This is a genomic window from Actinomadura rudentiformis (assembly GCF_008923185.1).
Classification (GTDB): Bacteria; Actinomycetota; Actinomycetes; order Streptosporangiales; family Streptosporangiaceae; genus Spirillospora; species Spirillospora rudentiformis.
In genome coordinates this window covers 607,048-631,456 of sequence record NZ_WBMT01000001.1, presented here as the reverse complement: position 1 = coordinate 631,456, position 24,409 = coordinate 607,048, and the positions used below count along the sequence as shown (strand labels likewise).

Sequence of the window (24,409 nt, the reverse complement as noted above, 5' to 3'; positions counted from 1 at the left end):
CCTAGGCGGGAAGCCCCCAGGGCGGAGCCGGGGAGCCGGGCGCCGCCGGCCCGACCTGGAGATCGGGCCGGTGCCGGGCGTTGTGCACGATCACTTCCTCACCGCGGCGCATGCCGATCTCGATGTCGCCGTTCGGCAGGACGCGCCACGGCACACGGCGTCCAGACGCGCTGCGGACCTTCAGCGGGCCGGGGATCCCGGGGCGGAGACGGCAGGGTGCGCCGGCGAGGCTCTTCAGGCGGACGAACTCGGTGCGGCCCGACCGGCGTACGGCCGACAGGAGGAAGGCTCCCTGCGTCCGGAAGTCGTGCACGGCGAGGTCCGGCCAGGAGGCGGGCAGGGCTGGGAAGACACGGATGACCTCGCCCCAGCTCTGGCAGACCATGTCGTGCATGGACTGGGCGGCCGACAGGGGCGTCTCGATGACCGGGCCGGACTCCTTGTACATGGTGTTGGGCTGCACGAAGCGGCGGAGCAGCTCCGACAGGTAGAAGGCGGCATCGTCGCCGCGCTGCATCTGCGCCGAAATGGACGCGGCGCCCGTGAAGCTGTAGCCCTGGAGCGCCCCTTCGAAGCTGATCCAGTGCTTCAGCGAACGGTCGATGAGCGCGCGCTTGTCCGGCTGCTCCCAGGTGACCTCGTACAGCGGATAGATCATGAGCAGGTGCGAGTAGTGCCGGTGCGACTTGGCGAACGGCACGCCGGCGCCGATCATGTAACCGTTCCCGTCGACCGGGTAGTCGGCGAGCGTCGCGAGGATCTTCCTCCACTCGGGGACCAGCGGGTCGCGGGCGCCCAAGGCCTCCACGGTCTCCAGCAGGGTCTGGCATCCCCACCGGATCAGGGCCAGGTCGTAGTTGCAGTCGGGCGCGTTGACGCCGTACTCCGGCGAGAAGGTGAACGGCAGGTGCAGCCGCCCGTCGGCGCCGGGCGCCAGGAAGTGCCGGTAGTAGTTCACGGCCCTGCGCAGCAGCGGGTAGAGGACATCGCGCAGGATCGTGAGGTCCATGGTGTGGCGATAGGACAACCACACGTTGTGCAGCGCCCAGGTCAGGTTGCCGACCTCGGGCGTCGGTGACGCTTGGCCAGGGATGCCCACCGGGAAGCCGCTGGTGCCGGTGCCGCCGCTGTTGAGCAGGGTCATGTCGGTCGTCCGCGGGATGCCCGCCGAGTCGGCCCGGTATCGCTGGTCGACCTGGTCGACCAGGTTGCGCCGGTACCTGTCGAGGCTGCGGGTGACCGCGTCGAGTTCGAGGTGGTTCGAGCCGTGGATCATGCAGTATTCGAGCTGGACGTTGAGGTTCCACCAGACCGCGGGCCACGGTGTCGGCTCCAGCCAGGGCCCGCTGGTCGCCATCACGGGCGCGTCCCGCCGCGCCGCCGAGGCGATCTTGTAGAGCTGGATCCAGTAGAAGGCCTGCGCCCGCCGGTCGGGCAGCGAGAGGAAGCTCTTGCGGTAGTAGGCGTGCCACCACGCGCGATGGCCGGGCGTGAGCGCGGTGAACGAGCGGCGGGCGGCGCCGCGCACCATCCGCACCGCCTCCCTCTCCGCCGTCGTCTCGGGGAACGACCAGGCCACGGCCGCGTACAGGGTGCGGCGCCGGCCGCGACGCGTCTCCTGCCAGGCGGTGACGTGCTGCCCGCCGGCCAGCAGCGGCTGCACGATCACCTCCAGGTCGCCGTGCCGGGCCACCGACGGCTCCGGGTTGGCGGTGTATCCCTCGGGCGGCGGCTTGTTGAAGACGGGATCCGCACGGGGGCTGATCGCCTTGGCCGGGTGGAAGACCCAGCGGAACCCTCGTTCACCCTCACTCGGATTCACCTCCACGGCGAGCACCGACCGGTCGTCGTGCACGATCGCGCGCAGTGTCAGGCTGCCGGCGGCGGTCGTCACGGTGCCGCGCAACTCGGCGTTCCACAGGTCGAGCCGCCAGTCGATCCCGGTGATGGCGCCCACCGGCTCCAGCGTGAGGTAGCCGATGGGCAGCCGGGCCAGGCCGAACAGAGAGCCGAACTGCGGGCGGTGGTCCTGCACCTGGCTGTGCTGGACGTTGAACCGGATCGCGTTGGCGCCGGGCTCGGCGTAGATGCCCGAGCCGAGGAGCGCGTTGCCGAGGAAGGGCCCCTCGTACCAGGTCTGCGGCAGGCGTTTCCAGATCAGGTCTGCGTCCGCCAGGAACCGTGGCCAGTCGACATCGACGTCCACGAGGCCGTCGGCGGCTGCGGCCGTGGCCGTTCCCCCGATCAGCGTGGCGGACGCCGCGCCGGCGGCCGTGGCCCCCAGCAACGCACGACGGGAGAGGGGGCTTTCGGTCATAGGGTCACCTCCAGGTCAGGCCCGCGACATGGATGTCGCCGTCGGCGATGGACACGTCCCGGGCGCTCGACGCCCCGGTGATGAGGATCCGGGCTGGATCGCGGAACCCGGCGATCAGTTCGATGCGCTGTACGGGCTTGGCCGTGGCGATCTGCGTCTCCGGCCGCCAGGAACGGCCAGGCCCGAGGAGGTAGGTGGATACGCCGGGCTCTGCGTCACGCGTGGTGTAGACCCGCCAGACGTCCCCTGCCACCGGCTCCATCTCCCGAGTGCGCAGCCCCGACGCGACCTCCGAGGTACGCCACCGGCCGGCCTGCCGCCGGGAGACGAAGACGTGCCAGAGCCCGGTGTCATCGGCCGCGGACCACACCGCGAACGGGCGACCGCTCGTCGTCGTGCCGACGAGCTGGATGTAGTCGGGAGACTTGAGCTGCGCGGGGCGCGCGAGCGGCGTGACCGCGACCTTGCAGGCGTGTTCCTGCTCGTCGTCGGTGAGCTGGACGCCGAGGTCGCGTCCGCCTGGGCCGTGAAAGCGCAGAGTCCGCGGATCGAACGCGGCGTAGTGGATGTCCTTGTGAAAGTAGTCGTGCAGATGCTGATCGGGGCCGCCACCCGCGAGCGTCCAGACCAGGTGCGCCCGTTCAGGCCGCCCGCGACCGCCGGGGTCGTAGCGGAGCTGGCCGATGTAGATCTCGTTCAGGTTGTCCGCGCGATCGGTCGAGCCGAGCGCGTACGGGGCGCCGGTGAGCGCTGCGGAGCTTCTCCAGGTGCGCCCGTGATCCCGGGAGCGCAGGTAGAGGATCGGCCGGGTGTCGCTCGGCACTCTCGGGTCGATGGTCTTGGTGGTCTCACGGAAGAACACGAAGATCTCCCCCGACCGCGCCCTGAACGGCATCGGGTAGCTCGCCGCCGCTCCCTCGGCGACCGTGCGCACCTGCCAGAGGCCTTCGATCGAGTGCGGGAGGGCGGAGCGCGCCACCACCGTGCCGACGTTGTGCATGCCGACGACGATGAGCAGGTGCCCGTCCCGGGCCTGGATCAGCGTGGGGTAGTTGTGCGAGTCGTGCTCGCCCTCGGTCACCTGAAGCGGCCCCGACCACGTCCGGGAACGGTGGTCGTAGGCCTGGACGTAGCCGTTCTCGTACTGCCCGCTCCACGAGATGAAGGTGCGGCCCACGTTCGGGTCGTGCACGCCGCCCGCGACAGGGCGCCGGTCGGTGCGCGCCGCCACGGTCGCGGCGGGCGTCATCACCTGGAACGCCGGTCTGCCGGTCGTCGCCCGCGCACTCTCCGGAATGAACGCGGAGCTGAGCGCCCCACCGGCGACGAGCCCGCCGCTGGTCAGCACGGTTCGCCTGTTCATGAGGGCTTCTCCAGGGTGAGGGAGAAGAGGTGCGGGCGAGGCCGGGTGAGGTTCGGCAGCCGGAGTGCGGTGAGCTCCCTCGCCGGGTCGAGGTCGGCCTTCTGATGGAAGATCGTGACCGCGATGTCCTTGGCGCCCGTCCGGGTGTGGAACTGCGGCGCCCGTACCGCGGCGGACTCGCCGTAGGCCGGGTTGGATTTCCAGTCGGTGAGCCGGAGCGGGACCGCCGCGGTGCCACCGTCGGCGTAGACGGCCGTCACCGTGGTGCCGGCGTTGCCGTTGTCGCTCGCACCGAGCACATGCAGCCGCGCGTAGCGGCCCGCCGGCACGGGGATCGTCTGCCCGGCCGCGGTGACGTTGTTCGCGCTGCCCTCGATCCCGTTGACGAACAGGAACTCCACGCCGTCGGCGGTCACCCGTCCGGTCTGTGGCAGGGCGGCGGCCGGGTAGGTGGCGCCCGTGCCGTCGAAGTCGCCGTCGCCCATGAAGAACTCGCTGGTGATGCCGTCGTTGTCGAAATGACCGGCGAGCTCGACCGGTACCGCCTGCCCGGCCGGCGGGAGCGGCGGCAGGCCCCAGGGCGGTGCCTTGGTCGTGACGCGGACCGGCGCGATCACCAGGTCCGGGTCGGCCCCACGGACGTGCACGACGGCCTCCTGCCCCCGCGCCAGGTCGATCTCGATCACGCCACCGCCGAGGTCGCGCCAGGCGGGCGGGCGGCCTCGCGTGCCGCGAACGGCGGGCCTGCCCGGCAGGCCGTGCCGCAGGCGGCAACGCTCCCCGGCCAGGCTCAGCACCCGGACGAACCGCGTGACCCCTCGCTCGCGTACGGCGCTGACCTGGAAGGCTCCCTCGGTCAGGAAGTTGTGCAAGGTGACGTCCCGCCAGGCCGCGGGCACGGCGGGGAAGACGCGGATCACGCCGCCCCAGCTCTGGCAGAGCATGTCGTGCAGCGACTGGGCACCGGACAACGGCGTCTCGATGACCGGCCCGGCCTCGTAGTAGTGGGTGTTGGGCTGGGCGAAGCGCGCGACGAACTCCCGCAGGTATTTCAGCGCGTCGTCACCGCGGCCCATCGCGGCCGAGACCGACGAGGCCCCGGTGAAGCTGTAGCCGCGCAGTGCGCCCTCGAAGCCGATCCAGTGCCGCAGCGACCGGTCGATCAGGTCGCGGTCCTGCGGCCGGTCCCAGTTGACCAGGTAGAGCGGGTAGACGGCGAGCATGTGCGAGTAGTGCCGGTGCGACTTGGCGAACGGCACGCCTGTCCCCACCATGAACCCGTTGCCGTCGACCGGCGGCTCCACGAGCGTGTCGAGCACCTCCTGCCAGCGGGCGGCCAGCGGGTCGGCCACCCCGAGGCGCTCGGCGGCGTCGAGCAGCGTCCGGCAGCTCCACCGGATCAGGGCGAGGTCGTAGTTGCAGTCGGGCGCGGTCCCGTACTCCGGGGAGAACGTCGGCGGCAGGTGCAGCCGGCCGTCGTCACCGGGTTTGAGGAAGTGCAGGTAGTAGTTCATGGCCCGGCGCAGGATCGGGAAGACGACGTCGCGCAGGATCCGCTCGTCCATGCTGTGGCGGTAGGTGAGCCAGGCGTTGTGCAGCAGCCATGGCAGGTTGCCGATTTCGGGATCCGGCGATGGATACCCGGGCGCGCCCACGAAGCCCGCGTCGTCGAACTGCGCGTCGGTGCTGCGCCGCAGTCCCATCGAGTCGGCGCGGAACTCCGGGCGGAGGGCCTCGACGAGGATGCGCTGGTACGCCTTCAACGAGCGCGGTATCGGGTCGAGCTCCAAATGGTTCGACCCGTACACCGGCCAGTATTCGAGCTGGGAGTTGAGGTTGTTCCAGACCGAGGGCCACGGGGTCGGCTCCAGCCAGGGCCCGGTCGTCGCCATGATGGGCGCGTCGGCGCGGGCGGCGGACGCCAGCTTGTAGAGCTGGATCCAGTAGAAGCTCTGCAGCAGCCCGTCCGGGATCGAGATGAAGCTCTTGCGGTAGAAGCGGTGCCACCAGGTCCGGTGCTCCCGCTCCAGGGCGGTGAGCCGGGGCGCGGATCGCACGGTGCCGAGCGCCTTCGCCTCGGCAGTGGGCTCCGGATGGGAATGCGCGACTGTCAGGTAGAAGATCCGCTCACTGCGCTCGCGGTGCTCGGTGTGCGCCGTCACAGTCTGCCCACCGGCGGCGAGCGGCTGCACGGTGAGCGTGACGCCGCCGTCCACGCGGGTGTGCGGGTCAGGGTTGGGCTGCATCGCCTTCGGCGGGTCCTCGCGGATGATCCGCGGGCTGACCGCCTTCGAGGGCCGGTAGACCAGGCGCGCGCCGTTCTCCCCGGCGGTGGTCTTGATCGCGACGGCCAGCAGGGACCGGCCACTTTCGATGAACGCGCGCAGCCGGATGCGTCCCCGGCTTGTGGTGAGGGTGCCGCGCAGCTCGGCGTTCCACAGGTCCAGGCGCAGGTCGACTTCGGTGATCTCGCCGGCGGGTTCGAGGGCGAGGTTCCCGACCGGCAGCCGGGCGACTCCCCACTCGTTGCCGAACGCGGGCCGGTGGTCCTGCACCTGGCTGTGCTGGACGGTGAAGCGCAGCGCGTTCCTGCCGGGCTCCTGGTAGACCATCGAGCCCAGGAACCCATTGCCGAGGAAGGGCCCCTCGTACCAGGCGCGAGGCAGGCGCGCCCACCGCAGGTCCTGGTCGGCGAGGAACCGTTCCCATGCGCGGTCCGTGCTCATCAGGTCGCGCAGCCCGCGCCTCGCCGCGGTCCTCGGCAGGGGCACCGCCCCGGCCGCGACACCGCCGAGGGCTCCGCCGAGGAAACCGCGGCGCGAGGGAGTGAAGGGATTCATCGGCCTGTCACCTCACTGTCCGCAGGTGAGCGTCGGCGCGGCCCAGTCGCCGCGGTCCCAGCGGAAGCCGTCGGGCCCGCCGTCGGTGACGATCCGCAGGTACGAGGCGCCGCGCAGGTCGCCCTCCAGGTGCACGGCGTCGTCGCGCCAGGTGCGCACGCCGCTGTCGGCGGTCTTGGTGCCGTCCGCCCAGATCTGGAAGGTCGCCGTGCCCTGCGCCGGATCAGGCCTCGGGTCACGTTCGTCGTCGATGCCGACGTCGGTGGAGAGCGAGGAGCAGGCTCGGTCGAGGTAGAAGATGAGCTCGGCTGGGGCGTGCGTCCCGAGGCCCGTCCCGTACACCTTGCCGTTGATGCTCATCGGACGTCCGTCGCCGGGCCGCGCGCCGCCCACCGAGGTGTTGCGCTCGACCGGGCCGAGGCCGTTGCGCGCGACGGCCCACCGCACGTCACCGAGGTTGGAGGCACCGGACGGCACCCGTTCCGGCACGATCAGCTCTTCGGTGGCGACGGACCTGACGCGGCTGCCTGCCGCCGAGCGGTACGCGAGGGTGCCGGTCAGCTCATGACCGCCCGGTGCGAGACCGGCGGGCGGCGTGATCCGGAAGCGCGTGGCGAACCGCCTGCCCGGCCGGAGCACCGATGTGCTCGTGCGGCCGAGCGGCTCGGCCTTCCAGCCGTCCGGCGCGTCGATCGTGTGGCGCACGGCGAGCATCGGCGCGCGACCCCGGTTGGTCACGGTGAGGTCCGCGGTGAACGGGCGTCCCGCCGGGGTGATGGTGCCGGGGATGCCCGCCGCCGGAGCGGCCAGGCTCAGCCCGTACTCGGGGAGCGGCGGCTGCCGCCACCAGTTCCGGGCGCCCGGCTTGATCCGGTACATGACGGTGCCGTGGGCGGGGACGGACGCCGAGAACGTGCCCGCGCTCTCGAACGAGCGGTGCGCCCACAGGTCACGCACCACGTACGCCGGGCGTTTCGGGAGTCCGAGCTCCGCGGCCGTCACCTCGAAGGTCGCCGTCTCCTCGGTCTCGTTGAAGAGGGCCACCGCGACGTCGCCATTGGCGAGCGGCTTGACGAGCACCCAGCGTCCGCCGGCGTCGCGCAGCACGCGCCCCTGCACGCCCAGTGCGTCCTGGTCCACGGCGATGACCTCGCGGTTGCGCAGGATCTCCATCGTCCGCGGCGTCGCCTTGCGCAGGTCCGAGCCGATCAGCAGCGGCGCCGCCATGATCGACCAGAGGCTGAAGTGCGAGCGGTACTCCCGGTCGGTCATGCCGCCGTTGCCGACCTCCAGCATGTCCGGGTCGTTCCAGTGCCCCGGCCCGGCGTACGGGGCGAGCGGGGCGTTCTGCTTGAACAGCGAGACCACCGAGGTCCAGCTGTCGGTGATGTCACCGGTCGTACGCCAGAGGTGACCGACGTCCTTCCCCCACTCCCAGGGTTTGTTCTGGCCCCATTCGCAGATGGAGTAGACGATCGGACGTCCCGTCTTCTTCAGCGCGTCGCGCATCTTGGTGTAGCGCTCGACGGCGGGCCTGCCCTGGTTGTGGCAGTTGTCGTACTTGAGGTAGTCCACGCCCCAGTCGGCGAAGGTCTGCGCGTCGAGCTCCTCGTGGTCGAGGCTGCCGGGCATGGTCCGCGCGCACGTCTCCGTGCCCGCACTGGTGTAGATGCCGAGCTTGAGGCCCTTGCCGTGCACGTAGTCGGCCAGAGCCTTGATGCCGCTCGGGAACCGCTCGTGGTGCGCGACGTACCGCCCGGTCACCGGGTCGCGCTGCGGCTCGGCCCAGCAGTCGTCGATGTTGACGTACTCGTAGCCGGCGTCCTTCAGGCCGGACGAGACGAAGATGTCCGCGGTGTCGCGGATCATCTGCTCGTTGATGTCGCAGCCAGTGGCGTTCCAGTTGTTGAACCCCATCGGCGGCGTCAGCGCCAGCCCGTCGGGCAACGCCGACGCCGTGACCGGCGTCGCCGGCGCCGCGGCGGCGGGACTGGCCCCGAGGGCCGTGAACGAGGTGAGCAGGAGGGTCGGCAGAGCCGTCAGGATTCTCAGGCGTGAAGGCCGGCGCGTACGCAACGGGGGGCTCCCTTCCACGATCCACTGAGGGGGATACATCGGATCTTTACATGAGATCCGATGGGAAGAAAGCGCTTTCTAGATGAAAATCAAGAAATAGGTCTGACCTCTTGCTCGGTGACGCGGTCGTCCTCAAACAGCGGCGCCCCCGGCGGCCGGTGACCGCCAGGGGCGTTTTGTCTCGTGCGCGGAGGGCTGACCGGTGTGGGCTAGCGGACGGGCAGGCCCGTAATGGTGCGGCCGATGACCAGGCGCTGGATCTCGGAGGTGCCCTCGAAGATCGTGAAGATCTTGGAGTCGCGGTGCATGCGCTCGACCGGGTACTCGCGGGTGTAGCCGTTGCCGCCGAGGATCTGGATGGCCTCCTCGGTGACGCGGACGGCGGCCTCGCTCGCCATCAGCTTGGCCATGGAGCCCTCGGCGCTGGTGAAGTCCTTGCCGGTGCGGGCCATCCAGGCGGCGCGCCACACCATGAGGCGGGCGGCGTCGATCTGGCACTTCATGTCGGCGAGCTTGAAGGCGATGGCCTGGAAGTCACCGATCTTCTTGCCGAACTGCTCGCGCTCCTGGGAGTACTGGAGGGCGTAGTCGTAGGCGGCGCGCGCGACGCCGAGGGCCATCGCGCCGACGGTCGGCCGGGTGGTCTCAAAGGTCTTCATCGCGGCCTGGCCCTTGGCGCTCTTGCCCTCGCGGACCCGGGCGATGCGCTCGTCGAACTTCTCCTTGCCACCGATGATCAAGTGGCTCGGGACGCGCACGTCGTCCAGGATGACCTCGGCGGTGTGCGAGGCGCGGATGCCGTGCTTCTTGAACTTCTGGCCCTGCTTCAAGCCCGGGGTGTGCGGCGGGATGATGAAGCTCGCCTGGCCGCGGCTGCCGAGCTCGGGGTAGACCGAGGCGACCACGACATGGATGTCGGCGATGCCGCCGTTGGTCGCCCACGTCTTGGTGCCGTTGATCACCCATTCGTCCTTGGCCTCGTCGTAGGAGGCGCGGGTGCGGATCGAGCCGACGTCGCTGCCGGCGTCCGGCTCGGAGGCGCAGAAGGCCCCCAGCTTGACGTCGTCGGCGGTGCCGAACATTTGCGGGACCCACTCGGCGACCTGATCGGGCAGGCCGACCGCGGCGATCGAGGCGGCGGCGAGGCCGGTGCCGACGATCGACAGCGCGATCCCGGCGTCACCCCAGAACAGCTCCTCGAACGCGACCGGGATGCCGAGCCCCGTCGGCTCCAGCCACTGGGTGGCGAAGAAGTCGAGCGAATAGAGACCGACCTTCGAGGCCTCCTGGATGAGCGGCCAAGGAGTCTCCTCGCGCTCGTCCCACTCCTCCGCGGCGGGACGAATGACGTCCTTCGCGAACTCATGGACCCATTGCTGGACCTCGCTGACGTCCTCGCTGAGCTCCAGCGAGAACGGCGTCGCCTCGGTGCTCGTCATCGTTATTGACCCTCTCTCCAATATCATCTGTTACTAACGGTAGCACCGCAGCCGTTACCGGTGGTAACACCGTGGCCAGAGTCACAGCACACGATGAAAAGAACCCGTGGATCAGCACAGATCGAGCACGCGGCGGGCCTTGCAGCCCGGTGTTCGGAGTCCGGATCAGAGGTTGTGGCGGGGGGCCAGCGGCTCGCGGAATCCGAGCACCGCCTCGATCGTCCGGACCGCGGCCACGGTGGCCCGGACGTCGTGGACGCGCACGATCCGCGCACCTTGCAGGACGCACGCCGCGGTGACGGCCAGCGTGCCCTCCAGCCGGTCGTGCTGCGGGCGGTCCTCGATCTCGCCGATGAAGTCCTTGTTGGACACGGCGACGAGCAGCGGGTGGCCGATGGCTGCGATCTCGCTCAGCCGGCGGGTGATCTCCAGCGAGTGGTAGGTGTTCTTGTTGAGGTCATGGCCGGGGTCGATGACGATGCTCCCCGGATCGACACCCGCGGCGAGCGCCCGGGCCACCCGGTCGCGCAAGAACGCCGCCACCTCGGCGACCACGTCGTCGTAGGTGGGCTTCGGGTGCTCCACCCTGGGCCCGGCCAGACTGTGGGTGACGACGAGGCCCGCCCCGGTCTTGGCCACCACCGGGGCCAGCTCCGGATCCTTGAGACCGCTGGTGTCGTTCACGACGTCGGCCCCGGCCGCGAGCGCCGCCTCGGCCACCTCCGCGCGGAAGGTGTCCACCGAGATCACCGCGTCGGTCTTGGCCCGGGCCGCCTCGATCACCGGCGCGACCCGTTCGATCTCCTCGGCGACCGAGATCTCCGGGCCCTTGCCGAACGGCATCCCGCCGATGTCCAGCCAGTCGGCGCCGTCGGCGACCGCCCGTTCCGCCGCCTCCACCGCCCTGGCGAGCTGGAACGTGGCGCCCCGGTCATGGAACGAGTCGGGCGTGCGGTTGATGATGGCCATCACCGCGACCCGCCGCGAGAAGTCGAACCGGCGGGCGCCGATGGTGCGATCCGGCTGGATCAGCTCAGGCAGGAATCCCGCGCTCTGTCCGTTCCGCGACATGGACAAGTCCTCCTCGATACCCGGCACCGGGCGACGGTGAGTTCTCAGTCAAGCACGCCGCGAGACCTGCCCTTACGGCACCTGCACGTATGACACCTGCCTGCATGGGAGGGCACCTGGCGTCAGGCCTCGGCCGGCTGCTCTCCCTCCGCGAGCGGCGGCGGGGCCTGCGGCGGGACGGGCGGCGCCGGGGGCGGCGTGCGCCGCGGCGGAACGGGTGGCTCCGGCGGCGTGGGCTGCTCGGCTTGCGCGGCGATGGCACGCCGCAGGGCACGCGCGCGCCGCCTGGCCCGGGGACCGCCGCGGATCGGCAACCGGCGGGAGAAGGGGCTCAACGTGCGCGTCACCCGCCGGATCACCGTGACGGCGACCGCGAACGAAATGATCATGAGGGTCAGCATGGTCAGCGCGAACAGCCAGCCGAAATCCTGGAAGACCTTGTCCGGCTCGCGGCCCAGCGTCTGGCTGAGCATCGCCTTCAGCGCCTCCTGGAGGCTGAGCACCATCGCCACGGTGCCGACCGAGGCTCCCACCAGGCCGCCGGTCCAGGCCGAGAGGGTGTCCAGCCGTTCCTGGAACCAGGCGAGGTTGGCGCGCACCTGGCGTTCGAGGTCGCCGAGGTCGCGGATGAGGATCTCGTTGCTGTTGTGCAGGCGGATGGGCTCGATGAGCTGGCCGATGCGGTCATGGAGCACGTAGTCGTCGGTGGTGCTGGCCACCATGTGCTGCCACCGTTCGAGCTGGTAGCGGGTGACCGTGCGGCGTTCGGTGAGCACCCGCTGGGTGTCGCGCTGGACGCACCGCAGCACGGCCCGGCGCAGCCCGAGCGCCTCCAGGAGCTGGGTCCGGTCCGGGTCGATCACGTCCATCTCGGCGTCCGGCTCCCCCGCCGGGACCAGCGTGAGCGCCTGGTTCTCCGACAGGTACCAGCGGTCGAGCGTCTCCCGGCCCAGCGTGATCGGCACCGCGCGGATGTCGGTGCGGTCGGGGAACATCAGGCAGTCGATGGTCCGCTGCCACTCGGCCTCGGTGTCCATGCCGCCGAAGAGCGGGCTGAGCTGCGGATTGACGATCTCGAACTGCGCGCCGAAGCTGACCGGGAACGGGTAGCTGATGAACCCCTCGGCGTACATCTCGTGCAGGCGGTCGCAACCTTGGATGCCTTCGAGCGCCCACAGCGCGACCTGCTCGGGATTCGACACACCGTGCACGCGCTCGTAAAGGTCGAAGAAGACCCAGTTCATCACGCAGCGGACGCTGCCTTCGATCACATGCCCGCCGGATACGTGCCAGCGCAACGGGTAACCCGTAATCCACATGGCCCGTTCGAGCTGGCCGAGGACCTCGGCCGTCACCCGGCCCTCGGTGCTCAGCCACTCCGACCGTAGGGTGGGTCTGATGACCATGAATCCGGAGGCGTGCACCAGCAGGTGGACCGACACCTTGCCGCTGACCGGACGCTCGCCGGCGCGCAGCCGCAGCACCCCGTCGAAGGTGATCGGGGGAAGGCGGTACCGCGCGACATGACCGAGCCGCAGGGTCTGGATGTCGAAGAACGCCTGGGCGTCGACGTCCAGGAGCTCCCCCGTGCCGTCACTTCCTGCGATCAGAAGATCACGAGGGGCGATGTCGGCCAGATCGCCGAGATCGTACGTACGAATCCAGCTAATAGTCCAGTCTGGAGGGATTTGCCCCGCAATGCTCACTATCGCGATCGTAGCCCACAACGAGGAGCCCTATGTGGGGAATGCGATCCGGCAGGCAAGGGAGGCGGCGGACACCGCCACTCGCGTCGTCGTCGTCGATAGCGCCTCGACCGACGGCACCGCCGAGCGCGCGCGTTCGCTCGGCTGCGAAGTGCTTCCGGCGCCTTTGGGAAAGGGCGCCGCCATGGTGGCGATGGCCAGTGCGACGGAAACTCCGTGGTTGTGTTTCATGGACGCCGATATCGTCGAGAACGGCCGCAACATTCCGCTGACTTTGCGCAAGGCGATCGACGCGGCTCCCGAATCGACGGCCATGGTGGTCGCCGACTTCGACGATCCGCCGCCCAAACCCATTCTGAGTGCGACGATCTCCATTTACGGCCCGCTGGTCCGCGCCCTGGTCCCCGAGGCCGACGGCCGGTTCGGCGACCGCCCGCTCAGCGGGTTCCGGGCGGTCCGCCCCGAGCTCCTGGCGGACGACGCCCCCGTGGACTTCGGCATCGAGGCGTACCTCAACCTCTCTGCGGCACTGACCGGCCGACCGGTGACCCTCACCCATATCGGCCTGTTCAAGCAACGGTTCCGCTACAAGGCCGACATGGGCGGGGAGATCGGCCGCGCGATCCTCGACATCGCCGTCAAGCACGGCCGGCTCGATCCCGCGCTGCGCCCGGAGTGGGACGCATGGGTCGACCGGATCCTGAAGGTCATCCGCACCTACAACGGCGATCTCAGCCAGGCAGAGGCCTATCTGAAGCGGCTCTACGCGGCAATGGAAGAGCCCATGCCGCCGCGTTTTCCCTGACCCGCCATGCGTCCCTGAACGACGTTTTCCCTTCAGCCCCGTGTCATCCGGCGGCGTGCCTGTCCAGGAAGGCGTAGACATCGGCCTCGTCGACCCCCGGAAAAGCGCCGGGTGGCAGGACCGAGAGCACGTGGGAATGGGCACGGGCCGAGGGCCACGCCATGCCCTCCCACCGGTCGGCGAGCTCCTTCGGCGGCCGCTGGCAGCAGTCGCCGTCCGGGCACGCCGACTTGACCCTGTTGGTCGTCTCCCGTCCCCGGAACCAGCGCGAGTCCTCGAACCGCACGCCCAGCGTGATCGCGAAGTCCCGCTCGTGCGACGGGTCGATGTGGGAGAGGCACCAGTACGTGCCGGTCGGGGTGTCGGTGTACTGGTAGTAGACCGAGAAGCGGTCTGCGGCGCTGAAGACATGGCGCCCGGCCCACTGCCGACACATCCGCTGACCCTCGATCGCCCCGTCCTCATCCTGCGGGAAGAGCAGGCCGTCGTTGGCGTACGCCTTGTAGATCGTGCCGTTCTCGTCGTTCTTGGTGAAGTGCAGCTGCAGGTCGAGGTGGTGGGTCGCAACGTTGGTGAAGCGGTGCGCGGCCATCTCGTACGAGACGGAGAAGACGTCGGCCAGATCCTCCACCGACAGCTCGCGGGCCTCTTTGGCCTCCTGGAGGTACGGGGCGACCGCGCGCTCGGGCATCAGGATCGCGGCGCCGAAGTAGTTGGCCTCGACCCGCTGGCGCAGGAAGTCGGCGAAGTCGCGCGGCTGGTCGTGGTCCAGCGCGATGTGCCCGAGGGTCTGCAGCAGGATCGTCCGGGGCGTGTGCATGCCGAGCTGCTCGCGTTCCAGGTAGATCCGCCGGTTGCGCAGGTCGGTGATCGAACGCACCGAGCGGGGCAGGTCCTGGACGTACTGCAGGCTGAAGCCGAAGTGACCGACCAGCGTCATCAGCATGCCCTGCGACACCGGGCCGCGCCGGTAGCCGATCGCGTCGAGGGTGCGCGCCGCGACGGTCTCGATCTCGCCGAAGTAGTTGCCGCGCTCGTGCATCTGGCGCCGCAGCTCGGCGTTGGCCTTGCGGGCCTCCTCGGGGCTCGCGGTGGGCTTGGTGCGGCTGCGCCGCAGCTCACCGTAGAGGGCCAGGATGTGCTCGATCACCTCGTTCGGCATGCGCTTGCTGACCTTGAGGTGCGACAGGCCCAGCGTCTTGTACAGCGGATCGCGCTGGGCCTCCTCCAGGGCGATCTCGAGCTGGGCGCGCCGGCTGGGCGGCTGGCGGCGCAGCAGCTCCTCCACCGGGACCTCCAGCGCCGCGGCCAGGGACTGCAGGAGCGAGAGCTTGGGCTCGCGCCGCCCGTTCTCCAGCAGGGAGAGCTGGGACGGCGCCCGGCCCACCCGCTCGCCGAGGTCGGACAGCGTCATGCCGCGGCTGCGCCGGAGGTGGCGGAGCCGCTGGCCGAAGGTGACGAGATCTACGTCACTCGTCAAGTTGAGGGGTTCTTCTGGCCGCAAGGTCGTCACGGCTTCATCATAACGGAAATTTCGACAATCTTTCGTTACTCGCGAGTTCATTAAGGGCTTGTCGCGGGGCAGACTCATGCCCAAGCACCCAGGGGACGACACAGAAGGGCAAGACAATGAGCGACAGTCGCCTCAAGGGCGCAGCCGACGAGCTGCAGCGTCAGTGGGACACCGACGAGCGTTGGGCGAACATCGAGCGGACCTACACCGCCGAGGACGTCGTCCGGCTCCGCGGTTCTGTCCAGGAGGAGTTCACCCTCGCGCGCCTCGGCGCCGAGCGCCTGTGGCAGTTGCTGCACGAGGAGGACTACGTCCACTCGCTCGGCGCGCTCACCGGCATGCAGGCCGTCCAGCAGGTGAAGGCCGGGCTCAAGGCCATCTACCTGTCGGGCTGGCAGGTCGCCGCCGACGCCAACCTGGCGGGCCAGACCTACCCCGACCAGAGCATCTACCCGGCCAACTCGGTCCCGCAGGTCGTGCGGCGCATCAACAACGCCCTGCTGCGCGCCGACCAGGTGCAGTGGTCCGAGGGTTCGGGCGACACGCACTTCCTGGCTCCGATCGTGGCCGACGCCGAGGCCGGCTTCGGCGGTGTGCTGAACGCCTTTGAGCTGATGAAGGGCATGATCGCCGCCGGCGCCGCGGGCGTGCACTGGGAGGACCAGCTGGCCTCCGAGAAGAAGTGCGGCCACCTCGGCGGCAAGGTCCTCATCCCGACCTCGCAGCACATCAAGACGCTCAACACCGCCCGGCTCGCAGCGGACATCTCGGGCGTGCCGTCTCTGATCATCGCGCGGACCGACGCTGAGGCCGCGACACTGATCACGACGGACGTGGACGAGCGCGACCGCGCGTTCATCACCGGCGAGCGCACCGCCGAGGGCTTCTACCGCATCACCAACGGCATCGAGCCCTGCATCGCCCGCGCCAAGGCCTACGCGCCGTACTCCGACCTCATCTGGATGGAGACCGGCACCCCGGACCTGGAGCAGGCCCGCAAGTTCGCCGAGGCCGTCAAGGCCGAGTACCCGGACCAGATGCTGGCCTACAACTGCTCGCCCTCGTTCAACTGGAAGAAGCACCTGGACGACGCGACCATCGCCAAGTTCCAGCGCGAGCTCGGCCACATGGGCTTCAAGTTCCAGTTCATCACCCTGGCCGGCTTCCACGCCCTCAACCACGGCATGTTCGACCTGGCCTACGGCTACGCCCGCGAGGGCATGACGGCCTACGTCGAGCTGCAGGAGCGCGAGTTCGCCTCGGCCGAGCGCGGCTTCACCGCCGTCAAGCACCAGCGCGAGGCCGGCACCGGCTACTTCGACAAGGTCAGCACCGCGATCGCCCCGGACTCCTCCACCACGGCGCTCAAGGGCTCCACCGAAGAGGGCCAGTTCCACTGAGTCGTGAACCTCTCAGTCCGCAACACCTCAGTCCGCAACACCCCAGTCCTCAAGGCTCGCTGAGGACGGCCGGTCACCACCGGTCACGAGAAGGCCCCTCCGGCTCCTACACCCCGGAGGGGCCTTCTCGTGTCCCCCGCCGGCGCGTTCGGACACAACGGCCACATTCGGCAGCGGCCTCGACATATCTCCCTTATGCGGCCAATGTGGACGGGTTGTTCGATCACTCAAGGGAGAGGATCCGACGATGGCCATGCGCCCTTCTAGGCAGCCTCGACGCCCCCGGGGCACCGGACGCGCACTGCCCCTGGCGCTCGCCGCGGTGAGCGTGGTCGCGCTGGCGCCCGCCGCCTCCGCCGACCGCGCCGACTACAGACCGGGCGCCCCCGGTCTCGGCGACCCGTACTTCCCCGAGCTCGGCAACGGCGGGTACGACGTCAGGCACTACGGTGTCGACGCCGCCTACGACCCGGCCACCGACACGCTCAGGGCGACCGCTGTCATCAGCGCCCGCGCCACGCACGACCTGTCGCGCTTCAACCTCGACTTCTACAAGATGAACGTGCGCTCGGTGCACGTGAACGGCAAGGCCGCCGAGTTCACCCGCACCGGCGAACGCGAACTCGTCATCACCCCCCGGAAGGGCCTGCGCAAGAGCAGCACCTTCCGCGTGACCGTCCGCTACGACGGGGTGCCCGAGACCCTGAGCGGGCCGATCGTGTTCGGCCTGCCGTACGGGTTCGTGCACACCCCCGACGGCGCCTCGGTCTCGTCGGAGCCCAACGGCGCGTCCACCTGGTTCCCGGCGAACGACCACCCGCGGGACAAGGCGCTCTTCACGCTCAAGATGTCGGTGCCCAAGGACCTGAAGGCCATCGGCAACGGCCATCTGGTCAAGCAGTGGACCAAGGGCGACCGCGCGTCGTTCGTGTGGCACGAGGACAGCCCGATGGCCCCGTACCTGGCGACCGTCGCGATCGGGCGCTTCAACGTCTCGACGACCACGACGGGCAAGGGCCTGCCACAGCTCGACGCCGTCGACCCGGACGTGGCCGCCCACCCCGACGCCGTCGCCACCCCGCGGCACACGACCCGGGCCACCGACGAGCTGGCCGACTACTTCGGGCGTTACCCGTTCACCACCACCGGCTCCATCACCGAGAACAACCTGGTGCCGCCGATCAACATCGGCTACGCGCTGGAGACGCAGAGCCGCCCCATCTACCACCGGCCGCGCGCCGAGAGCACGGTCGTGCACGAGATCGGCCACCAGTGGTTCGGCAACAGCGTCTCCACCCACCGGTGGAAGGACATCTGGCTGAACGAGGGCTGGGCCCGCTTCGTCGAGTGGTACTGGACCGAGCGGCACGGCGGCCAGTCCGCCCAGGTCTCGTTCCAGCAGACCTATGACAACCCGCCGGCGCCGCCCCCCGGCCGCCCCGCCTTCTGGGACGTCGTCGTCGCCGACCCGACCCGGGACCAGATGTTCCACGGCGCGGTCTACTCCCGTGGCGGCATGACGCTCCAGGCGCTGCGGCAGAAGATCGGCGACGAGAAGTTCTTCCGGCTGGCCCGCACCTGGGTGAAGCAGAAGAAGTACGGCACCGCCACCACCGAGGAGTTCACCTCCCTGGCCGAGAAAATCGCCGGGCAGGACCTCGACCAGTTCTTCCGGGTCTGGCTCTACCAGCCCGGCAAGCCCACCTCCTGGTGAAAGGACACTCCCCTTATGGCATTGCGCACCGTTCCGCGCATGCTCCCCGTGTCGATCGCGGCGATCACCCTCGCCTCGCTCGCCGTCGGGGTCCCCGCCGCGGCCGCCGATCGGGGCCGTTACACCCCTGGCGCGTCCGGGGTCGGCGACGAGTACTTCCCCCTGGAGGGCAACGGCGGGTACGACGCCCAGCACTACCATCTCGACCTGGCCTACGACCCCGACTACGACCAGCTCGACGGCGTCGTGACGATGACCGCGCGCGCCACCCAGAACCTGTCCAGCTTCAACCTGGACCTGTCGGGCATGGACGTCGAGCGAGTCAAGGTCGACCGGAAGAAGGCCTCGTTCAAGCGGCGCGGCCAGGAACTGACCGTGACGCCCCCCAAGGGCATCCGGAAGGGACGCACCTTCAAGGTGACCATCACCTACGGCGGCGTCCCGCAGACCATCGTGGGGTCGCCGATCGTCTTCGGCTCGCCGTACGGGTTCCTGCACACGCCGGACGGCGCGTTCGTCGGCGCGGAGCCCAACGGCGCCTCCACGTGGTTCCCGTCCAACGACCACCCGAGCGACAAGGCGAAGTACGACTACACCATCAAGGTGCCCAAGGGCCTGCTCGCCGTCGCCAACGGCGTCCTGAAGAGCAAGACGACACAGGCCGCCTCGTTCAGCCGCCGTCGTTCCGCGACCCAGGCCAACGTCTTCAAGTGGCACGAGGACAGCCCCATGGCGACGTACCTCACCACGCTCGACATCGGCAAATGGGAGGTGAAGACCGGCAAGTCGCCGCTGGGGACGCCCAACTACACCGCGGTCGATCCCACGCTCATCGCGTCCCAGCCGAACGCGGTCGACTTCTTCTTCAACACCACGAACGAGGCCACGGACCTCTGGACCAAGACCTTCGGCCCGTACCCGTTCAACACCGCCGGCGCCATCGCCGACGACGCCCGCTTCAACGACCAACCGCTCGGCTTCTCGCTGGAGACCCAGGGCAAGCCCGTCTACTCGGCGGTCCGCGACACGACCACCATCGCGCATGAGATGGCACACCAGTGGTTCGGCAACAGCGTCTCGCCGGCGCGCTGGAAGGACATCTGGCTGAACGAGAGCTTCGCGACCTGGTCGCATCTCTGGTGGAACGAGAAGCAGGGCGGGGCCAAGGTCGCCGACGCGGTCCGGGCGACCTACAACGCCAGGCCGTTCCCGGACCCGGCGGGACGCCCCTGGTGGTCGGTCGTGATCGCCGACCCGAAGCGCGACACCATGTTCAACAACCGCGTCTACAACGGCGGTGCGATGGTGCTGCAGTTCCTGCGTGAGCGCATCGGCGACGAGAAGTTCTTCCTGCTGCTGCGCACCTGGGTCAAGAAGTACGCGGACAAGAACGTCACGACCGAGCAGTTCACCGCGCTGGCCAAGCAGATCTCCGGCCAGGATCTGACCCAGTTCTTCCAGACCTGGATCTACTCCCCCGGCAAGCCTCCACTGCCGTAAGCGGTCTGCTGCCGTAAGGAGTCCCCTCCGTGGAGGCCGGACCGGGCATCGCCCGGTCCGGCCTTCGCGCGCTCCATGGCGTTGACGAACCGTGAACATTTGCATGGAGCCGCCCCGTGATCCTCCCTATGCTTCTTGTAAGTGAGCGTCTTTCCGTGGGTGGCGTGGTACGCGCTGCGCCGCTACACCGCCTACCCGCTCAGCTCCGTCGCCGAGTCCGTCACCAACACCGCCTTCGCGTTCATGCGGGCGTACGTGCTGCTCGCCCTGTGGCAGGCCCGTCCGGCCCTGGGCGGCTACGACGTCACCGACGCGATCACGTTCTGTTTCCTCACCCAGGCCATGATCGGTCCGGTGCAGATCTTCCGCGGCCTGGAGCTCAGCGACCGCATCCGCAGCGGCGACGTGGCGATCGACCTCTACCGGCCGGTCGGGCTGCAGGGCTGGTGGCTGGCCGACGACCTGGGCCGCGCCACCGCCGAGCTGCTGCTCCGCAGCGGCCTTCCGATGGTGGCCGGGATGCTGGTCTTCACCCTCCGCCCCGCCGGGCCCTGGGCGCTCGCAGCGTTCGCCCTCGCGCTGCCGCTGGCGGTCCTGGTGAGCTTCGCGATCCGCTACCTGGTCGCGCTGGCGGCGTTCTGGCTGCATGATGACCGCGGCCTGCAGGCCATCGCGCTGGTCATGTCGCTGTTCTTCTCGGGCATGATCCTGCCGCTGGTGGTGTTCCCGGGCTGGCTGGGCGGCATCGCGCGGGCGCTGCCGTGGGCGGCGCTGATCCAGGTGCCGGCCGACATCTACCTCGGCAAGCGCACCGGCTCCGACCTGGTCGCGGCCCTGGGGTTCCAGGCCGCCTGGGCGGTGGCGCTGCTGGCGGCCGGTGCCCTGCTCACCGTCGCGGCCCGGCGGAAGCTGGTGATCCACGGTGGCTGAGCCGGTGGTGCCCGGCGGGGTGGTCCGGGTGTACGGGCTGCTCGCCTGGACATGGATTCGGGCGGCGGCGCAGTATCCGGTGTCGATGGTGCTGCTGACCTTCGCGACGGCCGCGGTGAGCATGCTCGACGTGGCCGCGATCATGGTGATGTTCACGCGTGCGCCGCGCATCGCCGGGTTCACCGCGCCGGAGGTCCTGTTCCTGTACGGGACGTCGGCGCTCTCGTTCGCGCTCGCGGACATCCTGTTCGGGACCACCGAACGGCTCGGGAAGCACATCCGGGAGGGCACGCTCGACGCCATGCTGGTGCGGCCGGTGAGCCCGCTCATCCAGATCGCCACCGAGGACTTCTCGCCCCGGCGGCTCGGCAAGCTCGTCCCGGCGTCGCTGGTGCTGGCGCTGGCCCTGCCCCGGCTGGACGTGGACTGGACCGCGGGCCGGGCGGTGATGATCCCGGCGATGGTCCTGGCCGGGGTCGCGATCTTCTCCGGCCTGTGGGTGCTGACGGCCTCGCTGCAGTTCGTGCTGATCGACGGGCACGGGGCGACCAAGTCCGTCACGTATGGCGGCGCGTTCCTGACGCAGTACCCGCTGAGCATGTTCGCCCGGGACTTCGTGCGCGGGGTGACCTTCGCCGTCCCGCTCGCGTTCGTGAACTGGCAGCCCGGTTTGTACGTCCTGGACCGCGCCGACCCGCTGGGCCTGCCCGAGGCCGCTCGTTTCGCCTCCCCGGCGGTCGCCGTGGTGGTCTGCGTGCTGGCGGGGTTCGTCTGGCGGGCCGGGCTCCGCCACTACCGGTCGACGGGGAGCTGAGGAACATGATCGAGGTCGCCGGGGTCGGCAAGTCGTTCACCGTGCGCCGGCGGGCCGGGCGGATCCGCCGCAGCCGGACCACCGTCGCCGCGGTGGACGACGTCTCGTTCGAGGTCGCGGCGGGCGAGTTCGTCGGCTACCTCGGGCCGAACGGCGCCGGCAAGTCGACGACGATCAAGATGCTCACGGGGATCCTCACGCCCTCATCCGGCTCGGTGCGGGTCTGCGGCCTGGATCCCTCCCGGCAGCGCACCACGCTGGCCCGGCGGATCGGCGTGGTCTTCGGGCAGCGCACCACGCTGTGGTGGGACCTGCCGCTGCGCGACAGCCTGACCCTGATCCGGCACCTGTACCGCGTCGACGCGGCCGCGCACCGGGCCCGGCTGGCCGAGCTGACCGGGCTGCTCGAACTCGGCCCGTTCCTCGACACCCCGGTGCGCCAGCTCAGCCTGGGACAGCGGATGCGCGGCGACCTGGCGGCGGCGCTGCTGCACGATCCCGAGCTGCTGGTGCTGGACGAGCCCACCATCGGCCTGGACGTGGTGAGCAAGGCGACGGTCCGGGAGTTCCTGGCCCGTCTCAACTCCGAACGCGGCACCACGATCCTGCTCACCACGCACGACCTCGGCGACATCGAACGGCTCTGCCGCCGCGTCATGATCATCGACCATGGGCGGCTGGCGTACGACGGAGATCTCTCCCGGCTGCGCGCCACCGTGGACGCCGGCCGGATGCTGGTGGTCGAGTTCGCCCGGCCGTGCCCGCCGATCTCCCTTCCTGACGTGATCGTGGAGCGTGTCCAAGGCCCGCGCCAGTGGCTGCGGCTGCCGCGTACGGCGAACGCGGCGGCGGTGGTGGCCGCGCTGGCCGACCGCCATGAGGTGCGGGACATCGCGCTGCGGGACGCCGACATCGAGGACGTGGTCGCCCGGCTCTACCGTCAGGTGGGCACCCTGGCGAAGTAGTCCGGCTGCTCCTCCAGATCGTCGTCGGACCGGCGGCCCGACCACCGGCGCGGCGCCCAGGTGGGGGCCATCAGCGCGAATCCCATCATCGCGTAGACGCCCGTGCCGAGCAGCATGCGCAGACCGGAGTCGAGCTCACCGGCGGGCGGCACCTTGTCCGGCAGGTCGAGGACGCGGCCCGGGTCGATGAGGAAGTAGACCGAAAATCCAATGAGGGTGAGCGCGGGCACGAGGGACACCAGCGGCGACGCCCACCGCGCCACGATGATCACGCCCACGATCAGGCCGACGGCGGCGAGCAGGGCGAACGACCCGTACAGGCGCGTGCTGTCGGTGATCTGCTGGCCCGTGCCGTCGAAGGACTGGCCCGCCTGCACGTATCCCCAGGCAGAGCCGTACACCAGTGCCGGGGCCAGGAGGACGCCGAGAAGGAGACCGAAGGCGTGGCGCACGCTCATCACATCCCATCAGCACGAGCCCGCGGGCGGCGGGAGACGGGCTCTCGTACGGTCCCATCACAACACGCACATCCGGCACGGCGCAGCAAATCGGGGCATCAGGCGTGGCCGACGGCGGACGCTCCGCATCCGTAATGACTGTTTGGATGCGGTTTGTCGGGGCATCGGCTTGCCATTCGTACCGAAAAAACCTACGGAGGCAACGATGTCGACCGTACTGATGGTCGTCATAGCCGTCGTGATCATCGCGGCCATCGCCGCCGCCGGGTACCTGGCCTGGAACCAGGCCCGGACGCGGCGGCTGCGGCGGCAGTTCGGCCCCGAATACGACCGGGCCGTGGAGCGGCACGGCGGCCGGGCCGCCGCGGAGCGGGAGCTGCTCTCCCGTCAGCATCGGCACGAGGAGCTGGAGCTCCACGATCTCGAACCGCGCCAGCGCGACCTCTACCGCGAGCAGTGGGTGCACGTCCAGGAGCAGTTCGTGGACACCCCCGAGGCCGCCGTCGAGCAGGCGGACCGGCTCGTGACGGTGGTCATGGGCGAGCGCGGCTACCCGACCCGTGACTTCGACGACAAGGTCGCGCACCTGTCGGTCGAGCACGGCCGCACGATCGACCACTACCGCCGCGCCCACGGCATCAGCGACCGCGCCGCCCAGAAGGAGGCCACCACCGAGGACCTCCGCCAGGCGATGGTGCACTACCGGGCCCTCTTCGAGGACCTGCTCGCCGTGCCGGTGGAGGAGCGCGGCACCGTGCCGCGGCCGGGTGAACGCCGCGGCGACGAGCCCCAGGCCAGGAGCTGATCGACCATGAAGAACCGACCTTCCGACCGCCCCGGCGCACAACCGGGAAAGGCGCCCGGGCCCGCCGGGCGCGATCTGACCGACGACGAACGCGCGCAGGCCGCAGGCACCGGCGACGCGGCGGTGACCGGGGACACCCGGGTCGCCGGCCCCGCGCCGAAGAGCGACGTGGCCACGGCGTTCCCGAACCCGCGTGACACGGCCGAGCCGGCCCCGAAGCCCGAGCCTGGCCCCGCGGCCGCGCCGGTGGCTCCGCCCGGGACCGGGGCCAAGCCGGAAGCGGGGGCCGAGCCCGAAGCCGCGACCAAGCCGGGGCCCGTGCCCGTGCCCGAGGCCGGGAAGCCGGGCGAGACGGCGTCCGAGGAGCGCATCGAGCGGCTCATGGACGCCAAGGACGCCGACCGGTTCCACGCCCGCTGGCGCGACCTGCAGTCCGCGTTCGTCGACGATCCCACGGACGCCGTGCGCAAGGCGGACGAGCTGACCACCGAGGTGGTCGAGGCGATCAAGACGTCCGTCGCCGAGCGCAAGCGGTCGCTGGACGAGCGCTGGCGCACCGAGAAGGACGCTCCCGCCGACACCGAACGGCACCGCCTGGCGCTCCGCGCCTACCGCGACCTGCTCGAACGCCTGCTTTCCGCGTGACCGGGCATCGACCCGGATGAGCCCCGCCTCCTTCTCCCGCAGGCGGGG

The 24,409-nt window shown here is 70.0% G+C and carries 18 protein-coding genes; 9 read left to right on the top strand and 9 right to left on the bottom strand.

Annotated features, from left to right (window positions below; translation table 11 throughout):
* Window position 1 precedes the first annotated feature (1 nt).
* The 7 genes from F8566_RS03045 to F8566_RS03015 all read right to left on the bottom strand — a co-directional run bounded on the left by F8566_RS03045 (window position 2) and on the right by F8566_RS03015 (window position 12,812).
* Window positions 2–2,317, bottom strand: coding sequence for a glycosyl hydrolase family 95 catalytic domain-containing protein (locus F8566_RS03045; protein ID WP_151557650.1), 2,316 nt, complete (start codon window positions 2,315–2,317; stop codon window positions 2–4).
* A gap of 4 nt (window positions 2,318–2,321) precedes the next feature.
* Window positions 2,322–3,680 (bottom strand): BNR-4 repeat-containing protein, encoded by a 1,359-nt coding sequence (locus F8566_RS03040; protein ID WP_151557648.1) that lies wholly within the window; start codon window positions 3,678–3,680, stop codon window positions 2,322–2,324.
* Window positions 3,677–6,520 (bottom strand): glycosyl hydrolase family 95 catalytic domain-containing protein, encoded by a 2,844-nt coding sequence (locus F8566_RS03035; RefSeq protein ID WP_151557646.1) that lies wholly within the window; start codon window positions 6,518–6,520, stop codon window positions 3,677–3,679. The genes F8566_RS03040 and F8566_RS03035 overlap by 4 nt, the downstream gene beginning before the upstream one ends.
* Before the next feature lie 12 nt (window positions 6,521–6,532).
* A complete protein-coding gene (locus tag F8566_RS03030) occupies window positions 6,533–8,596 on the bottom strand; it encodes an NPCBM/NEW2 domain-containing protein (RefSeq protein ID WP_225992809.1) in 2,064 nt (687 codons plus the stop codon).
* 209 nt (window positions 8,597–8,805) lie between these two features.
* Window positions 8,806–10,035 (bottom strand): acyl-CoA dehydrogenase family protein, encoded by a 1,230-nt coding sequence (locus F8566_RS03025; protein ID WP_151557642.1) that lies wholly within the window; start codon window positions 10,033–10,035, stop codon window positions 8,806–8,808.
* A gap of 165 nt (window positions 10,036–10,200) precedes the next feature.
* Window positions 10,201–11,106: a dihydropteroate synthase gene (gene folP, locus F8566_RS03020; RefSeq protein ID WP_151557641.1), complete on the bottom strand. Its 906-nt coding sequence runs from the start codon at window positions 11,104–11,106 to the stop codon at window positions 10,201–10,203.
* Window positions 11,107–11,228: 122 nt separating this feature from the next.
* Complete coding sequence (locus F8566_RS03015; protein ID WP_192809481.1) at window positions 11,229–12,812, bottom strand: hypothetical protein; 1,584 nt, start codon at window positions 12,810–12,812, stop codon at window positions 11,229–11,231.
* Here F8566_RS03015 and F8566_RS03010 point away from each other — a divergent pair.
* Entirely contained in the window at window positions 12,805–13,617 is an 813-nt protein-coding gene (locus F8566_RS03010; protein WP_192809480.1) for a glycosyltransferase family 2 protein, read from the top strand. The genes F8566_RS03015 and F8566_RS03010 overlap by 8 nt on opposite strands.
* Before the next feature lie 43 nt (window positions 13,618–13,660).
* Here F8566_RS03010 and F8566_RS03005 read toward each other — a convergent pair whose 3' ends face one another.
* The gene (locus tag F8566_RS03005) at window positions 13,661–15,097 is read right to left on the bottom strand and encodes a helix-turn-helix domain-containing protein (protein WP_151557635.1); all 1,437 of its coding nucleotides are present in this window, start codon (window positions 15,095–15,097) and stop codon (window positions 13,661–13,663) included.
* Between the two features lie 149 nt (window positions 15,098–15,246).
* Here F8566_RS03005 and aceA point away from each other — a divergent pair, with 149 nt between their 5' ends.
* The 6 genes from aceA to F8566_RS02975 all read left to right on the top strand — a co-directional run bounded on the left by aceA (window position 15,247) and on the right by F8566_RS02975 (window position 22,453).
* A complete protein-coding gene (gene aceA, locus F8566_RS03000) occupies window positions 15,247–16,530 on the top strand; it encodes an isocitrate lyase (protein ID WP_151557633.1) in 1,284 nt (427 codons plus the stop codon).
* 247 nt (window positions 16,531–16,777) lie between these two features.
* Window positions 16,778–18,244, top strand: a complete 1,467-nt coding sequence (locus F8566_RS02995) for a M1 family metallopeptidase (protein ID WP_225992808.1) — start codon at window positions 16,778–16,780, stop codon at window positions 18,242–18,244.
* Window positions 18,245–18,259: 15 nt separating this feature from the next.
* On the top strand, window positions 18,260–19,744 hold the full coding sequence (locus F8566_RS02990; RefSeq protein WP_151557631.1) for a M1 family metallopeptidase: 1,485 nt from the start codon (window positions 18,260–18,262) through the stop codon (window positions 19,742–19,744).
* Window positions 19,745–19,885: 141 nt separating this feature from the next.
* Window positions 19,886–20,674 carry an ABC transporter permease gene (locus F8566_RS02985; protein WP_151557629.1) on the top strand — a complete coding sequence of 263 codons (789 nt, stop codon included), beginning with the start codon at window positions 19,886–19,888 and terminating at the stop codon, window positions 20,672–20,674.
* Entirely contained in the window at window positions 20,667–21,488 is an 822-nt protein-coding gene (locus F8566_RS02980) for an ABC transporter permease (RefSeq protein WP_225992807.1), read from the top strand. The genes F8566_RS02985 and F8566_RS02980 overlap by 8 nt, the downstream gene beginning before the upstream one ends.
* 5 nt (window positions 21,489–21,493) lie before the next feature.
* Window positions 21,494–22,453, top strand: a complete 960-nt coding sequence (locus tag F8566_RS02975; RefSeq protein ID WP_151557627.1) for an ABC transporter ATP-binding protein — start codon at window positions 21,494–21,496, stop codon at window positions 22,451–22,453.
* Here the strand turns inward: F8566_RS02975 and F8566_RS02970 are convergent.
* On the bottom strand, window positions 22,429–22,911 hold the full coding sequence (locus tag F8566_RS02970) for a hypothetical protein (protein ID WP_225992806.1): 483 nt from the start codon (window positions 22,909–22,911) through the stop codon (window positions 22,429–22,431). The genes F8566_RS02975 and F8566_RS02970 overlap by 25 nt on opposite strands.
* Window positions 22,912–23,116: 205 nt before the next feature.
* On the opposite strand from F8566_RS02970, the gene F8566_RS02965 reads away from it, so the two are divergent.
* Together F8566_RS02965 and F8566_RS02960 are read left to right on the top strand one after the other, a co-directional pair.
* Complete coding sequence (locus F8566_RS02965) at window positions 23,117–23,716, top strand: hypothetical protein (protein ID WP_225992805.1); 600 nt, start codon at window positions 23,117–23,119, stop codon at window positions 23,714–23,716.
* Window positions 23,717–23,722: 6 nt separating this feature from the next.
* The gene (locus F8566_RS02960; protein ID WP_151557625.1) at window positions 23,723–24,361 is read left to right on the top strand and encodes a hypothetical protein; all 639 of its coding nucleotides are present in this window, start codon (window positions 23,723–23,725) and stop codon (window positions 24,359–24,361) included.
* Window positions 24,362–24,409: the final 48 nt, after the last annotated feature.

What these genes read in the sequence shown, in the direction of transcription:
- F8566_RS03045 (WP_151557650.1), bottom strand. Translation starts at nt 2,317, where the DNA reads ATGACCGAAAGCCCCCTCTCCCGTCGTGCGTTGCTGGGGGCCACGGCC.
- F8566_RS03040 (WP_151557648.1), bottom strand. Translation starts at nt 3,680, where the DNA reads ATGAACAGGCGAACCGTGCTGACCAGCGGCGGGCTCGTCGCCGGTGGG.
- F8566_RS03035 (WP_151557646.1), bottom strand. Translation starts at nt 6,520, where the DNA reads ATGAATCCCTTCACTCCCTCGCGCCGCGGTTTCCTCGGCGGAGCCCTC.
- F8566_RS03025 (WP_151557642.1), bottom strand. Translation starts at nt 10,035, where the DNA reads ATGACGAGCACCGAGGCGACGCCGTTCTCGCTGGAGCTCAGCGAGGAC.
- folP (WP_151557641.1), bottom strand. Translation starts at nt 11,106, where the DNA reads ATGTCGCGGAACGGACAGAGCGCGGGATTCCTGCCTGAGCTGATCCAG.
- F8566_RS03010 (WP_192809480.1), top strand. Translation starts at nt 12,805, where the DNA reads ATGCTCACTATCGCGATCGTAGCCCACAACGAGGAGCCCTATGTGGGG.
- aceA (WP_151557633.1), top strand. Translation starts at nt 15,247, where the DNA reads ATGAGCGACAGTCGCCTCAAGGGCGCAGCCGACGAGCTGCAGCGTCAG.
- F8566_RS02995 (WP_225992808.1), top strand. Translation starts at nt 16,778, where the DNA reads ATGGCCATGCGCCCTTCTAGGCAGCCTCGACGCCCCCGGGGCACCGGA.
- F8566_RS02990 (WP_151557631.1), top strand. Translation starts at nt 18,260, where the DNA reads ATGGCATTGCGCACCGTTCCGCGCATGCTCCCCGTGTCGATCGCGGCG.
- F8566_RS02975 (WP_151557627.1), top strand. Translation starts at nt 21,494, where the DNA reads ATGATCGAGGTCGCCGGGGTCGGCAAGTCGTTCACCGTGCGCCGGCGG.
- F8566_RS02970 (WP_225992806.1), bottom strand. Translation starts at nt 22,911, where the DNA reads ATGAGCGTGCGCCACGCCTTCGGTCTCCTTCTCGGCGTCCTCCTGGCC.
- F8566_RS02965 (WP_225992805.1), top strand. Translation starts at nt 23,117, where the DNA reads ATGTCGACCGTACTGATGGTCGTCATAGCCGTCGTGATCATCGCGGCC.
- F8566_RS02960 (WP_151557625.1), top strand. Translation starts at nt 23,723, where the DNA reads ATGAAGAACCGACCTTCCGACCGCCCCGGCGCACAACCGGGAAAGGCG.